Source organism: Duganella sp. CY15W, from assembly GCF_009857555.1.
Taxonomy (GTDB): Bacteria; Pseudomonadota; Gammaproteobacteria; order Burkholderiales; family Burkholderiaceae_D; genus Rugamonas; species Rugamonas sacchari.
This window is the reverse complement of record NZ_WWCQ01000003.1, coordinates 762,003-776,642: the sequence shown is the minus strand read 5'-3', so window position 1 is coordinate 776,642 and position 14,640 is coordinate 762,003. Positions and strand designations below refer to the sequence as shown.

Annotated in this window: 12 protein-coding genes and 1 tRNA gene; 5 read left to right on the top strand and 8 right to left on the bottom strand. The window is 61.5% G+C overall.

Annotated features, from left to right (window positions below):
* Positions 1 to 151: 151 nt before the first annotated feature.
* From GTP58_RS18530 to pepN, 3 genes are all read right to left on the bottom strand, one after another.
* Positions 152 to 227 (bottom strand) — tRNA-Thr (locus GTP58_RS18530).
* A 106-nt stretch (positions 228 to 333) separates the two neighbouring features.
* On the bottom strand, positions 334 to 1,338 hold the full coding sequence (locus GTP58_RS18525; protein ID WP_072789881.1) for a class 1 fructose-bisphosphatase: 1,005 nt from the start codon (positions 1,336 to 1,338) through the stop codon (positions 334 to 336).
* 22 nt (positions 1,339 to 1,360) lie between these two features.
* Entirely contained in the window at positions 1,361 to 4,003 is a 2,643-nt protein-coding gene (pepN, locus tag GTP58_RS18520) for an aminopeptidase N (protein WP_161078681.1), read from the bottom strand.
* A gap of 206 nt (positions 4,004 to 4,209) precedes the next feature.
* On the opposite strand from pepN, the gene GTP58_RS18515 reads away from it, so the two are divergent.
* On the top strand, positions 4,210 to 4,887 hold the full coding sequence (locus GTP58_RS18515; RefSeq protein WP_161078680.1) for a DUF4136 domain-containing protein: 678 nt from the start codon (positions 4,210 to 4,212) through the stop codon (positions 4,885 to 4,887).
* 96 nt (positions 4,888 to 4,983) lie between these two features.
* Here GTP58_RS18515 and GTP58_RS18510 read toward each other — a convergent pair whose 3' ends face one another.
* From GTP58_RS18510 to GTP58_RS18490, 5 genes are all read right to left on the bottom strand, one after another.
* Positions 4,984 to 5,427, bottom strand: a complete 444-nt coding sequence (locus GTP58_RS18510) for a DUF6328 family protein (protein WP_373924757.1) — start codon at positions 5,425 to 5,427, stop codon at positions 4,984 to 4,986.
* An 8-nt stretch (positions 5,428 to 5,435) separates the two neighbouring features.
* Complete coding sequence (locus GTP58_RS18505) at positions 5,436 to 6,410, bottom strand: quinone oxidoreductase (RefSeq protein ID WP_161078678.1); 975 nt, start codon at positions 6,408 to 6,410, stop codon at positions 5,436 to 5,438.
* Between the two features lie 12 nt (positions 6,411 to 6,422).
* The gene (locus tag GTP58_RS18500; RefSeq protein ID WP_072789866.1) at positions 6,423 to 6,806 is read right to left on the bottom strand and encodes a methylglyoxal synthase; all 384 of its coding nucleotides are present in this window, start codon (positions 6,804 to 6,806) and stop codon (positions 6,423 to 6,425) included.
* Between the two features lie 9 nt (positions 6,807 to 6,815).
* Positions 6,816 to 7,721: a DMT family transporter gene (locus tag GTP58_RS18495; protein WP_161078677.1), complete on the bottom strand. Its 906-nt coding sequence runs from the start codon at positions 7,719 to 7,721 to the stop codon at positions 6,816 to 6,818.
* Between the two features lie 111 nt (positions 7,722 to 7,832).
* Positions 7,833 to 10,343: an alkaline phosphatase gene (locus GTP58_RS18490; protein ID WP_161078676.1), complete on the bottom strand. Its 2,511-nt coding sequence runs from the start codon at positions 10,341 to 10,343 to the stop codon at positions 7,833 to 7,835.
* Between the two features lie 195 nt (positions 10,344 to 10,538).
* Here GTP58_RS18490 and GTP58_RS18485 point away from each other — a divergent pair, with 195 nt between their 5' ends.
* The 4 genes from GTP58_RS18485 to hemF all read left to right on the top strand — a co-directional run bounded on the left by GTP58_RS18485 (position 10,539) and on the right by hemF (position 14,638).
* Positions 10,539 to 11,648: a glycosyltransferase family 9 protein gene (locus tag GTP58_RS18485; protein ID WP_229215633.1), complete on the top strand. Its 1,110-nt coding sequence runs from the start codon at positions 10,539 to 10,541 to the stop codon at positions 11,646 to 11,648.
* Positions 11,649 to 11,721: 73 nt separating this feature from the next.
* The gene (locus GTP58_RS18480; protein WP_161078675.1) at positions 11,722 to 12,447 is read left to right on the top strand and encodes a YebC/PmpR family DNA-binding transcriptional regulator; all 726 of its coding nucleotides are present in this window, start codon (positions 11,722 to 11,724) and stop codon (positions 12,445 to 12,447) included.
* Positions 12,448 to 12,453: 6 nt separating this feature from the next.
* On the top strand, positions 12,454 to 13,722 hold the full coding sequence (gene purD / locus GTP58_RS18475) for a phosphoribosylamine--glycine ligase (protein ID WP_161078674.1): 1,269 nt from the start codon (positions 12,454 to 12,456) through the stop codon (positions 13,720 to 13,722).
* 1 nt (position 13,723) lies between these two features.
* Positions 13,724 to 14,638, top strand: coding sequence for an oxygen-dependent coproporphyrinogen oxidase (hemF, locus tag GTP58_RS18470; RefSeq protein ID WP_161078673.1), 915 nt, complete (start codon positions 13,724 to 13,726; stop codon positions 14,636 to 14,638).
* Positions 14,639 to 14,640 lie beyond the last annotated feature (2 nt).

Genomic DNA, 14,640 nt, shown 5'->3' with positions numbered 1-14,640 from the left:
TTGCCAAATCCGTTGCCATTTTTTGGCAAATGGTATCAAGATTTTGCCGAAGTATGCCGGTTCTTGCAAAACGGCCGGATATAAAAAAACCGCCTTCCCTCTATGAAAACAGGGTAAGGCGGTTTTTGCCGGAACTTGCCGGGATGTATCTTGGTGCCGCTTGCCGGAATCGAACTGGCGACCTTTTCATTACGAATGAACTGCTCTACCAACTGAGCTAAAGCGGCGACGACCCGCATTCTAACAAAGCCGATCCTCGCACGCTAGTCCCAAAACCATTATTTTCAGTCTAGCGTGCAAAAATGGCATTGCTTTCTGCGATTTTTAAGCTTTTCAGCCCTCTTGATGGTAGCTGGTAACCACGGCTACTTCATCACGCGAGCCCAGGAACACCGGCACGCGCTGGTGCAGTTTGGTCGGCTGGATGTCCATGATGCGCTGTTTGCCGTCGGTGGCCGCGCCGCCTGCCTGCTCGACGATGAAGGCCATCGGGTTGGCTTCGTACATCAGGCGCAGTTTGCCTGGCACGGAGGTGTCGCGCAGGTCGGCTGGGTACATGAAGATGCCGCCGCGGTTCAGGATGCGGTGCACGTCGGCGACCATCGAGGCGATCCAGCGCATGTTGAAGTTGGTGGCGCGTGGGCCGGTGTCGCCGGCCAGCAGTTCGCTGATGTAGCGCTGCACCGGCGGGTGCCAGTGGCGCTGGTTGGACATGTTGATGGCGAATTCCTTGGTCTTCGCCGGGATCTGCATGTCGCGCTGGGTCAGTACCCACGAACCCATCTCGCGGTCCAGCGTGAAGCAGTTGACGCCATTGCCGGTGGTGAGCACCAGCATGGTCTGCGGGCCGTACACGGCGTAGCCGGCGGCGACCTGTTTGGAGCCTGCCTGCATGAAGTCAGCTTCGGTCGGCTGATCCATGCCTTCCGGTGCTTTCAGCACGGAGAAGATGGTGCCGATGGAGACGTTGACGTCGATGTTGGAGGAGCCGTCCAGTGGGTCGAACAGCAGCATGTATTCGCCTTTTGGATAGCGGTTTGGAATCGGGTGGATGGATTCCATTTCTTCCGATGCCATCGCTGCCAGGTGGCCGCCCCACTCGTTGGCTTCGAGCAGAATTTCGTTGGAGATGATGTCCAGTTTCTTCTGCACTTCGCCCTGGATGTTTTCGGTGTCGGCGGAGCCGAGCACTTCGCCCAGCGCGCCTTTGCCGACCGAGTGGCTGATGGTTTTGCAGGCGCGTGCCACCACTTCGATCAGCAGGCGCAGTTCGGCCGGGATCGAGTTGTGGAGGCGCTGCTCTTCCACCAGATATTGTGTGAGGCTGACTCGTTTCATGTGTACCCTTGGTTGATTGTAATTAGTTGGCCAGTGCCTTGGTGATCACTTCCGACACGTCGTTCGACAGCTTGCGGGCGGCGACTTTTTCCAGGGCCTGTTTCATCTTGGCCTGCAGCGCCGGCGCATAACGGCGCCAGCGGTCCATGGCGCGCGCCAGGCGGGCTGCCACTTGCGGGTTGATCGCATCGAGCTTGATCACGTATTCGGCCCAGAATTCGTACGCGCTGCCATCGGCCGCGTGGAACTGCGACGGGTTGGCGCCGGTGAAATTGAAGATCAGCGAACGTGCGCGGTTCGGCGTTTTCAGCGTGAACGCTGGATGCTCCATCAGCTTGCGGATCGCGGCCACGTTGGTGGTTGGGGCGGATGCCTGCATGGCGAACCATTTGTCGATGACCAGTGCTTCGTTGTCGAAGTCGTTGTAGAACGCCTTCAGGTACGGGCCTGCTTCGGCGCCGCTGTGGATCATGGCGACCAGTGCGGCCGAGCGGTCGGTCATGTTGGTGGCGTTTTCAAACTGCTGCTGGGCAAGTTTGAGTTCGGCCAGTTCCGGCGCGACCATCAGGTAGGACAGGCACAGGTTTTTCAGCGCGCGCTTGCCGGCCGACAGTGCATCCGGGCTGTAGTCGCCGGGCGTCTGGTTGGCGTGGTATTGCGCCAGCAGTTCGGCCTTCAAGGTGGCGCCGATGGTGCGGCGCATGAACTGGCGCGCGGTGTGAATGGCTTGCGGATCGACCACGTCCATCTGCTCGGCGATGATGGTTTCCGATGGCAGGATCAGCGCCAGTTCGCGGAAGGCCGGGTCCAGCGTGTCCTCGGTCAGCACAGCGCGCATGGCGTTGATGAAGGTGTTGTCCAGTTTCAGGTGGGCGTCGCCATGGGCTGCCACTTGCGCGGTCAGCTTGAGCAGGCGCTCCATCGCCAGGCGCTGGCCGGCTTCCCAGCGGTTGACTGGGTCGCTGTCATGGCTGAACAGGTGCAGCAGTTCGTCGTCGGTGTAGTCGTATTCAAGGATCACCGGCGCCGAGAAGTCGCGCAGGATGGATGGCGTCGGACGGTCGTCGACATTACGGAAGCGGAAGATCTGCTCTTGCTCGATCAGTTCCAGCACCACGGTGGTGGCGCCCTTGGCGTGCTTGCCGTTTTCCAGCGTCAGTGGCAGGTCCTTGCCGTTGGCGTCCAGCAGGCCGACGGCCACGGGAATGTGGAACGGCTGCTGGTCGGCTTGCACGCGCTGCGACAGGATGATGTCGAAGTTGCGCTTGACGGCGTCGTAGCGCGTGCGCGCGCTGACGACCGGCGTGCCGGCCTGCGAGTACCAGCGTTCGAACTGGGTCAGGTCGCGCTGGTTGGCGTCGGCCATGGCGGCGCGGAAGTCGTCGCATTCAACGGCCTGGCCGTCGTGGCGTTCGAAGTACAGGTCCATGCCTTTGCGGAAGCCGTCGCGGCCCAGCAAGGTCTGGTACATGCGTACCACTTCAGCGCCTTTTTCGTACACGGTGACGGTGTAGAAGTTGTTGATCTCGACGAAGGAGTCCGGGCGTACTGGATGTGACATCGGGCCGGCGTCTTCCGGGAACTGGGCCTGGCGCAACGTGCGTACCTGGTCGATGCGGGTGACGGCGCGGCCGCTGTCGGTGCCAATCATGTCGGCGCTGAATTCCTGGTCGCGGAATACGGTCAGGCCTTCCTTGAGCGACAGCTGGAACCAGTCGCGGCAGGTCACGCGGTTGCCGGTCCAGTTGTGGAAGTATTCGTGGCCGACCACGGCTTCAATGCCGGCGTAGTCGATGTCGGTGGCGGTGCGCGGGTTGGCCAGCACAAACTTGGTGTTGAAGATGTTGAGGCCCTTATTTTCCATCGCGCCCATGTTGAAGTCGCCAACCGCGACGATCATGAAGCGGTCCAGGTCCAGCTCCAGGCCGAAGCGTTCTTCGTCCCAGCGGATGGAGTTCTTCAGCGACTGCATGGCGTAGTCGGTCTTGTCGAGGTTGCCCTCTTCCACCCACACTTGCAGCAGCACTTCGCGGCCATCGGCCAGCGTGAATTGTTCTTCCTGGCAGACCAGTCTGGCCGCGACCAGCGCGAACAGGTAGGACGGCTTTTTGAACGGGTCTTCCCACTTGGCGTAGTGGCGGCCATCGTCCAGATCGCCTTCTTCGATGAGGTTACCGTTGGACAGCAGCACCGGATAGGCGGCCTTGTCGGCGCGCAGCATCACGGTATACTTGGCCATCACGTCCGGACGGTCCGGGAAGAAGGTGATGCGGCGGAAGCCTTCGGCCTCGCACTGGGTGAAGAAATTGCCGTTCGAAACGTACAGGCCGGACAGCGTGGTATTTTCTACCGGGGCGCACAGGGTTTCAATTTCCAGCACCACGTCGGCGGGCGCATCGGGGATGGTCAGCGTGGAGGCGGTCAGGTCGTAGTCGGCCTGGCCCAGCAGTTTGCCGTTGAGGCGCACTTGGACCAGTTCGATTTCTTCGCCGTGCAGCACGATGTCATGGCTCTTCGACGCCGGGTTCTGGCGCAGGGTGATGCGGTTGGCAACGATGGTGCGCGCCGGCGCCAGGTCGAAACCCAGTTCTACGGTGTCCACCAGGTAGGCCGGAGGGGTGTAATCTTTGCGGAAAATCGTCGTTGGGCTGCTGTCTGTGCGCATTGGAGGCTCGGTAAGGACGGAGGCAAAGGCTTATTTTACCAATACCAGTGCGGGCTGATGCGCAAATTGTCATTCTTGCCAAAGCTTACATAGCTGTAAGTTGCTGCTTTCCACGATGCGGTAACATTCTGTAATAATCGAGCAAGCACCAGACGTGCGTCATACACTAGTTCTGGAAATACCGTCTTACCTGAGAGGGCATCATCATGAAATATCTCGCCACCTTGGCGACTGCCGCCGTCATGCTGTTGAGCGGCTGCGCCACCACCATCCATAGCAATGTGACCGCGTTTAACGACTGGCCGGCCGACATCCAGGATAAAGGCTATGCGTTTGAAGCGCCACAGGGCGCGGACGATACGCTGGAATTCCGCAATTACCAGGTGCTGGTCGCCAATGAGCTGGGCAAGCTGGGCTTCCACCAGGTCAGCGACAACCAGCAGCCGAAGTTGCTCGTTGGCATGAAATTTTTCACGATCGACCATCCGGTACGGGTGCTGCAGGCGGATGATCCGTTTATGGGACCGTACTGGGGTCCCGGCTTTGGCCGGCCTTACTATGGTTGGGGTTATTCGCGCTGGGCCTATCGTCCGTTCTACTACGACCCATGGCGTTTCGGCCCGACCTATGTGGAAGAGCGCGTCAAGCACCAATACCAGCGCCAGCTGCGCGTGACCATCAACAATACGTCAGGCCGCAAGCTGTATGACGTTACGGTGCAAAACACCAGCACCGTGCAGGCGACGCCGCACGTGATGCCGGCGCTGGTGCAAAGCGCGTTCACCGGCTTCCCGGGCCAGAACGGCGTGCCACGTAACATCGACATCACCATCGAGCCGAAGACCGAGACGGTCGAGACCAAGGCTGCGCCTAAAGCGGGCTGAAATCCGGGGTCAGTTCTTGCAATCCAACACGGGCTCTGCCGTAGCGTCGCTACGGCAGAGCCCGTGTTGGATTGCAAGAACTGACCCCGGATGGTTTTAGAATCTGCGCTTGAGGTACAGTGGCAGCAGCCACCAGGCGCAGAGTATCAAGCTTGCCATCAGCGCTGCCATGATCAGTCCGACGGTGGCGCCAAACACTTCCGATATCACCAGTTCCGTTCCCAGCACCAGTGCAATGGCCAGCGTGAAAGCGCCTGCCACCACCTGGCGTGTGGCGACATGCTTGAAGCGGGCACGGTCTTTTAACGGCCGCAGCAGCCGGTGCTGGATCGCCGGGGCGCTCAGTAGCACCAGGCTGGTCAGCGAGAAAAAGAAGGTGGCCAGGAACAGCAGCTTTTCGGTATGGTCGATCTGGGCGAAGCCGCCGTTGAATGGCAGGATGATGAGGAAGGCCGACAGCATCTGCGCACCCGGCAGCAGGATCCGGGTTTCGCTCAGCAGGTCGGTCAGGTCGCCGTTTTCGCTTTCGTCTTCCGTCACGCGCTCGCTCATGGCAGCAGGATGGTGGAGCCAGTGGTCTTGCGCGCTTCCAGGTCGCGGTGGGCTTGCTGGACGTCGGCCAGGGCGTAGCGCTGGCGGATGTCGATTTTGACTTCGCCGCTGCTGACCACGCCAAACAGCGACCGGGCCGAGGCTTCGAGGTCTTCGCGTTTGGCGGTGTAAGCCATCAGCGATGGGCGCGTGACGAACAGTGAGCCACGGCTGGCCAGTTCATTCAATCCAAACGGCGGCACGGGGCCGGACGCATTGCCGAAGCTGACCATCATGCCCAGCGGCTGCAAGCAGTCCAGCGAGCCGATGAAGGTGTCTTTGCCGATCGAGTCGTACACCACGCTCACGCCTTTGCCGTCGGTGAGCTCCTTCACGCGCTCGGTGAAATTTTCCTGGTTGTAGTTGATGACGTGGCTGGCGCCGTTTTCGATGGCCAGCGCGGCCTTCTCTTCCGAGCCGACGGTGCCGATCAGGTTCACGCCCATCACGCGCGCCCACTGGCAGGCGATCAGGCCGACGCCGCCCGCTGCCGCGTGGAACAGGATGGTGTCGCCCGCTTTCAGCGGCACGGTGCGGTGGAACAGATACTGCACCGTCAGGCCTTGCAGCATCATGGCGGCGGCGGTGTCAAATTCAATTTGCTTGGGCAGTACCAGCAGCTGCGCGGCGGGGATGTTGCGCGCTTCCGAGTAGGCGCCCAGCGGACGGCCACCATAGGCCACGCGGTCACCGATTTTGAGGTCGGTCACGCCCTCGCCCACTTCTTCCACCACGCCAGCGCCCTCCACGCCCAGCGCGCCGGGCATCGGTTGCGGATAGAGGCCGGTGCGGTGGTAGACGTCGATGTAGTTGAGGCCGATGGCTTCATGGCGCATCCGCACTTCGCCGGGGCCGGGTGGCGGCAGGTCGACGTCCACCAGTTCCATTACTTCCGGACCGCCCACGCGCTGCATGCGGATTGCCTTGACCATGATTGCCTCCGTTTATTTGGCCGCTTGTTGCTGAAGCTGAGACAGTACCAGATGTGCGGACGACACGTTGGTCGCGCACGGCGTATTGTGCACGTCGCAGGCGCGCACTAGGGCGTTGATGTCGGGCTCGTGCGGCTGCGGCGTCATCGGGTCGCGCAGGAAGATCACCGCATCGATCATGCCTTCGACCAGCAGGGAGCCAATCTGCAAGTCGCCGCCGAACGGGCCGGAATGCTTGCGGTCGACCTCCAGGCCCAGCTCATTGGCCAGACGCCCGCCCGTGGTGCCGGTGGCAACCAGCGCGCAGGTCGAGAGGAAGGCCTTGTATTCACCGGCCAGGGCGATCATGTCGTCTTTTTTCTTATCGTGAGCGATGAGCGCGATACGGAATTTCATGTAGATCCCTTATTTTTTAGACAGCAGATAGATCCCGGCCAACACCAGGGCGGTGCCGCCCAGTTGCCAGGAGGTGACGGGCTCGCCCAGCAGCAACGCGCCCAGGAACAGCGTGGAAACCGGGCCGATCATACCAGCCTGCGAGGCGGTACCGGCGCCGATGCGCTCCACCGCGATCATGGTCATGAACACGGGCGCGACGGTGCACAGCAGGCCGTTGGTCAGCGACAGGGCGTACACGGGCAGCGGCTGCAGCAGCAGTTCCGCTGGACGCAGCAGGAAGAACTGGCCCACGCAGGCCACGGTGGACACGCACATGGCGTAGGACACCAGCCGTAATGATCCTAATCGTTTTACCATTTCGCCCGACAGCAGCAGATAGGCAGCGTAGGCGGCAGCCGAGCCGGTGACAAGCGCGGCGCCCAGCACGACATTGCGGCCGCCTTGCAGGTCGTGCACGAATACCAGCACGATGCCGCAATAGGACGTCAGCAACGCCATCCACTGCTTGCGGCTGATGTGCTGCTTGAGGAAGGTGGAGCTGATCAGCAGGACAAAGGTCGGCGTCAGGAACAGGATCAGGCGCTCAAGGCCGACCGAGATGTATTGCAGGCCGAGGAAATCAAGAAAGCTGGAGAGGTAGTAGCCGACCAGGCCAAGGCCGAGGATGCGCCAGCGGTCGCTGGTGCTGAGCGGCGCCCCGGTCCGCATCTTCCAGAGCGCGACTGCAGCAAACACCGGCAGCGAGAACAGCATGCGGAAGGCAATCAGCGTGACCGCATCAATGTGATAGCGGTATAGCAGCTTGGCGACGATGGCCTTGGTAGAAAACAGAACAGAACCGCCTACCGCGATCCCCAACCCGCTCAGAAAAGCCGCCCGCGTCAAACCGCCGTGTGTGATGCTTTTGTCCATACGCAAGATTGTACGGGCAAACGGGAATGGTTGCTGACGGCCACCCCGGCAAGGCGGGGTCAGCTCCGTGGACGCGCTGCCGGCATGCCAGCAGCGCGTCCGGGGTAGCAGTTAGCTGATCGCTACAGAAGGCGAACCTGCCGTCACCGTCGCGGTGGTGGTGCGGGCGACGATGGTGCCTGGCGCGGTGGTGCCGACCAGCTTGTTCACCTGGCGGAACTGGGCGGTCATCTTGCCCGGGGTCAGCGTCACCAGCGTGTAGCCCTGGGCGTCCGTGTTCAGGTGCTTGAGCCACGGGTTGTTGCCCAGCGAGGCCAGTTGCTGCGCCAGTCCCAGCAGGCTGGTGTTGAAGTCGCTGTTGGCCTGCAGGCCGGTCAGCACGGCGCCGACCGTGGCATCCAGTTGCGCTTCAGGCACACCCTTGGCCGCCAGCGCGCCGCGCAGCTGCACGCGGGTCTGTTCGGCCAGCGAGGCCGCCGTCGGTACTGCCTTGCCCATGGTGTAGTCGAGCAGGTTGAAGCTCAGGTTGACCGTGCCCAGGCCCGGCACCGGTACGGCCAGCGGGTAGGACACCAGCGTGCTGATGTCGCCCAGCGTCGAGGCCGCATCGCGCAGGTAGCTGAAGAACGAATCCGAACTGACGCCGGCCGATACCAGGTCCACCATCACAGGCGTGCCGCCATTGGCCGCGTCGAAATCATCGTTGACGGTGCCAGCGAAGAAGGAGTGGATGTCGCCGGTAATCGCCACGACGTTGCCGACGTTGTTGGTTTTCAGGTGCGACATCAGCGCCTTGCGTTCGCTGTTATAGCCGTCCCACTGGTCGCAGTTGAACAGGAATTTGGTGAAGAACGCCGACAGCGCGTCTTTCTTGCCCGATGCCGCCACGAACACCGAATCGGCTTTCTTGGCCTGCACGTCCGGTTTGATGTAGCCAAACGCGATGGTCTGGCCAGCAACGGCCGCCAGTGCCGCGCCGGTCTGGCCGGCCGAGGCAGCGGCCGCCACTTTGGCAAAAGTGCCCACCGCAATCGTCGCCTGGGCGGTGCTCAGGCCAGCTTTTACGCCAGCCGCAGCTTGCGCATCGGCTGCGCCGCCGGTCGCGGCAGCAGTAGCAATCGCCACGGCGCCTGCTTGCGCCACCGCGGCGGAAGCACCTGCGGTCGCCGCAGCAACGATGGCGCCAGCCACTGCAAAATTGCCGCCCGCTGCAGCTGCAGTGGTGCCCACCGACGTAGCCAGCGTGGTGACCGCATTCAGGGCCAGCAGCGTGGCAATCGCGTCCACACCATTCAGGCCCATGCGCAGCAGCGATACTTCGTTGCCCCACACTTTCCAGGTCGAGGTAGCGGCCTTCATCTTGTCCATCCACCACTGGCGCTGGGTATTGCCCAGCATGGTGGCGGTGGTCAGCGGGTCCAGGCCGATGGTTTTGGCGCCGGCCATCTTCTGCGCTTCCACCGAGTTGAACAGGTCTTGCGGCACCAGGTAGCGCGAGCCGATGCGGCCTAGCGGTTTGCCGGTGGCCGGATTGATCGCCGATTCCGGAATGATGTGGTCGGCGCGGTACAGGCGCTCGTCGGTCATCACCAGCTGCATCAGCTTGCCGAACTGGAAGTCGCGGTAGATCTTGATGTTCTGGAAGGTGGTGTTGGCCGCATCCAGCGAAACGTCGGCCGGCATGAATTCAAACCAGGCCTGGTTGGCGTTGCGGCGGCGCGAGGGCTGGTGCAGGTCCGAGCCGTCGGCGTTGAAGCTGTTGTCGTAGGTCTGCGCATCTTGCCACGCATCGTCGGAGAACTCGTGGTCGTCCCAGATGGCGATGAAGGCGAAGCGCTCATGCAGCGCCTGCAGACGCGTATCGGTACGGTATTTCTTGTACAGGTAGCGGTAGTCGGCCAGCGAGTTGGCGTACTTGGCGCCCGCGTTGCCGCTCTTGTACAGGCCATCCGGCAGCACCAGCGTGTCGTGGCGGCTTTCCACCGCGCCCAGCTGGAAGTCGTCGCCGACCGTCTCGTAGATGTAGTCGCCCAGGTGGACGATGAAGTCCAGGTTCTCGGCAGCGATGGACGACATCGCGCCCCAGTGGTTGACGCTCCAGTCCTGGCAGGTCATGTAGACGAACTGCAGCTGCGAGACGTCCGCATCCACGGCTGGCGCGGTCTTGAAGCGGCCGACGTTGGAGCGGTTGTCGCCCGCGATGAACTGGTAGTAGTAGGTGGTGCTGGCGGTCAGGCCGGTCAGCTTGTGGCGGATGGTGTTGTCGTACTGGACTTGCAGCGGCAGGCTCACATCGGCCACCGTGGCGCCGCTTAACTCTTTGTTACTGCCCAGCGCGGCACTGTTGTCGATAGACGTCACAATCAGGCGGATGGAGGCGTCGCTGCCCGTGGCAACGGCCACTGCGTCGGCCGAGGCTTGCACGGCGCGCGTCCACAGCAGGATGCTGTCCGGACGCGGATCGCCCGAGGCCACACTCTGTGGGAATTTCCAGGCGCCGCTGGCTGGCGGCAAGCCGCTAGCGGGTGCGCTGTCGCTGCCACCGCAGGCCGTCAGGCCCATCCCCGATGCTGCCGATACCGTGATAAAGCTGCCGAACTTCAGAAACTGCCGTCGATCCATGTCTGCTCCCGTACTACGATGATGTCAAAAGGTAAACCGTAGCAGGAGGATATGACAGCTTCTCTACAAAAAGTGGAGGAGCTCCTCTATAAGCAACTTTAAGTCATTCTTAACACACTTTAACTTGTTTCCCAGTATGCAATAATCTCAAATGCTGGCAAGCTCGACGCGATTTCGCTTTACGACTTATTGAAAATGAAACAATTAATTTCTGCACCGCAGCTCGCGCAAGCGAAAAAAATCCTGGTGATCACCCACATGGCCATCGGCGATTTCACCTACATGCAAATGTGTTTTCGCGCACTGAAGCGCGCGTATCCGCATCTGGAGATCGACCTGTGGGTGGACGAGCGGCGGCGCACGGATAACCCGGCCGAATGGCCGCATCTGAAAAACTATTCGCTGTTTGACTGGCTTGCCGCCAGCCCCTACATCGACAAGACCTATACCGAGACCTACAGCCCGGCGCTGTATGCGCAATCCATCGCCGCTGCGCAGCGCGAGGACTATCCGCTGGTGGTGTCGTTCACCCACATGGCCTGCCACCGCTACGCGCGGCTGGCGCGCGAGATCAGCCCGCGCGGTTATATCGTCGGTCTGAAAAAGCATAAGTACCGTTTCTTCGAGCTGTCCAAGATCCTCAGCATCCTCAAGTTCAACGCCACCATTCCGCTGTACGAATCGCAGGAAGCCAACGTGCCGCACGTGAGCGACATCTACGCGCAGTGGTTCACCAGCGCCTTTGGCCTCAGCATCCCGCCGCAGGACCGCTACCCGGACATCCACATCCCGGACCAGTGGATGGATTACGCGCGCCAGCAATTGGCGGACTGGAAGCTGGGGGCCAAGGTAGTCTTCGTCAACGCCTACTCCAAGGGCGAGGAACGCTGCTGGCCGCTGGAACGCGTATTCGCGCTGATTGAGGAAATGCGCAGCCACGCGTCATGGCAGGATGCTGGCTTTATTATCAACGTTGTACCGGAAGAACTGCCGGCCGCCCAGGCGCTGTACGACAAGATGGCCATGCCAGGCACGCATTTGTTCTCGGCCGTCGACAACTTCTTCCAGCTGCCGGCCATCCTGAGCCTGTGCAGCCTGATCGTGACGGTGGAAACTGCCGTGATGCACCTGGCGAATGCGGTGCACGTGCCAGTGATTGCCCTGATGCGCCAGAACAACCCGGAATGGGTGCCGATCGACCGCGAAAACAGCACCGTTATCCATGTCAGGCAATTCGGCGACTGGGTCGACAAAATCGGCCTGCCAGAGGTGATGGAAAAAGTTTTGGCCCGGCCCCTATGCTAGAATACCGCCCTCACCGCAGCACCAACGATTATCAACGCTTAACGAGCGAAACACCGTCGAAGGAAGACCGAACATGGCTGGACACAGCAAATGGGCCAACATCAAGCACAAAAAAGCAGCAACTGACGCGAAACGCGGCAAGATCTGGACTCGCCTGATCAAGGAAATTACCGTTGCTGCACGCATGGGTGGCGGCGACATCACCTCCAACCCGCGCCTGCGTCTGGCCATCGACAAGGCGGCCGACGCCAATATGCCGAAGGATAACGTGCAACGCGCGATCACGCGCGGCACCGGCGGCGAAGACGGCGCCTCGTATGAAGAGGTGCGCTACGAAGGCTACGGCATCGGCGGCGCCGCCATCATCGTCGACTGCATGACCGACAACCGCGTACGCACCGTGGCCGAAGTCCGCAACGCCTTCAACAAGAACGGCGGCAATATGGGCAATGAAGGCTCGGTGGCCTTCATGTTCAAGCACTGCGGCCAGTTCCTGTTCGCGCCGGGCACCAATGAAGACGCGCTGATGGAAGCCGCGCTGGAAGCCGGCGCCGAAGACATCGTCACCGATGAAGAAGGCGGCATTGAAGTGCTGTGCGGTCCGCACGATTTCGCTGGCGTCAAAGATGCGCTGGAAGCCAAGGGCTTCAAGGCCGAAGTGGCCGAGATCATCATGAAGCCGGATGCCGTTACCGGCGTCACCGGCGACAATGCGGTCAAGATGCAGAAGCTGCTGGACGCGCTGGAAGCCCTGGACGATGTGCAGGAAGTGTATTCCAACGTTGAAATCGAAGACTGAGGACTTATGAAAATTTTGGTAGTCGGCTCCGGCGGCCGTGAACATGCACTGGCCTGGAAACTGGCGCAGTCCGAGCGCATTCAGATGGTGTACGTGGCCCCGGGTAACGGCGGCACTGCGCGCGACGCGCGTCTGGTCAACGTCAACATCACCGACCTGCTCGAACTGGCCAACTTCGTGGAAAGCGAAGGCATCAGCCTGACCGTGGTCGGTCCGGAGACCCCGCTGGCTGGCGGCATCGTCAACCTGTTCCGCGCGCGCGGCCTGAAAGTATTCGGCCCGACCAGGGAAGCGGCGCAGCTGGAGTCGTCGAAAGACTTCGCCAAGGCCTTCATGCACCGTCACGGCATTCCGACTGCCAAATACCAGACCTTCTCGGACGTGGCGCAAGCACACGCCTACATCGACGCCAACGGCGCACCTATCGTCATCAAGGCCGACGGCCTGGCTGCCGGCAAAGGCGTGGTGGTGGCATTGTCGCTGGAAGAAGCCCACCGCGCGGTGGACGATATGCTGGCCGACAACCGCTTCGGCGACGCCGGCGCGCGTATCGTGATTGAAGAATTCCTGGCCGGCGAAGAAGCCAGCTTCATCGTCATGTGCGATGGCAAAAACATTCTGCCGCTGGCTACCAGCCAGGATCACAAGCGCCTCAAGGACAACGACGAAGGCCCGAACACGGGCGGCATGGGCGCATACTCCCCTGCCCCGATCGTGACGCCTGCGATGCATGCACGCGTGATGCGCGAGATCATCAACCCGACCATCGCCGGCATGGCGAAAGACGGCATCGTCTTTACCGGCTTCCTGTACGCCGGCCTGATGATCGACGCTGCCGGCAATCCGCGCACGCTGGAGTTCAACTGCCGCATGGGCGATCCGGAAACCCAGCCTATCATGTCGCGCCTGAAGACCGACCTGGTGGCGGTGATGGAACACGCCGTCAACGGCACGCTGGACCAGATCGAACTGGAATGGGACCGCCGCACCGCCGTTGGCGTGGTGCTGGCCGCTGAAGGCTATCCGGACACGCCGCAGAAAGGCGCTGTGATCGATGGCATCCCGGCCGAAACACCGGAATCGGTGACCTTCCACGCTGGCACCGCCGACGTGAATGGCCAGCTGCAAGTGACCGGTGGCCGCGTGCTGTGCGTGGTCGGCCTGGGCGACAGCGTCAAGCTGGCGCAGAAACAGGCTTACGAAGCGGTCGACCAGATCAGCTTTGCAGGCATGCAGTGCCGCCGCGATATCGGCTGGCGCGGTCTGAAACACTGAGATGTCTTCCGCCCCGGACACCGCAGCAGTCAAAGCCTGGCTGCTCGATCTGCAACACCGCATTGTGCAAGCGCTGGAAGCCGTCGACGGCAAATCCTTCCTGCGCGATGAGTGGCAGCGCGCCGAAGGCGGCGGCGGGGTTTCACGTCTGGTCGAAGAAGGCAATGTGATTGAGCGCGGCGGGGTGAATTTCTCGCACGTGCTGGGCGCCAAGCTGCCGCCATCGGCTGCAGCGCACCGCCCGGATATTGGCGGCAATCCATGGGAAGCCATGGGCGTGTCGCTGGTGATCCATCCCCGCAATCCGTATGCGCCGACGGTGCATATGAATGTGCGCTTCTTCAGTACCACCAATGCGGCGGGCGAACCGGTGTGGTGGTTTGGCGGCGGCATGGACCTGACGCCGTACTACGGCAATCAGGAAGACGTCAAACACTTCCATCAAACCTGTCGTGACGCGTTGGCGCCGTTTGGCGAAGACCTGCATGACCGCTTCAAGAAATGGTGCGACGGGTATTTCTACCTGAAGCACCGCCAGGAAGCACGCGGCGTGGGCGGCATCTTCTTTGATGACTACAACGACGCAGGCTTCGAGCAAAGCTACGCCATGACGCAAAGCGTCGGCGATGCCTTCCTCAAGGCTTACCTGCCTATCCTGAAGTCGCGCAAGGACACGCCTTACGGCGAGCGCGAACGCGACTTCCAGGCTTACCGGCGCGGCCGCTATGTCGAATTCAACCTGGTATTCGACCGTGGCACGCTGTTTGGCCTGCAATCAGGCGGCCGTACCGAAGCCATCCTGATGTCGATGCCGCCGATCGTGAAATGGCGCTATCGCTGGGAACCTGAAGACGGCTCGCCGGAAGCGGCGCTGTACACCGACTTCCTGCCACACCGCGACTGGCTCGCTGCATAACG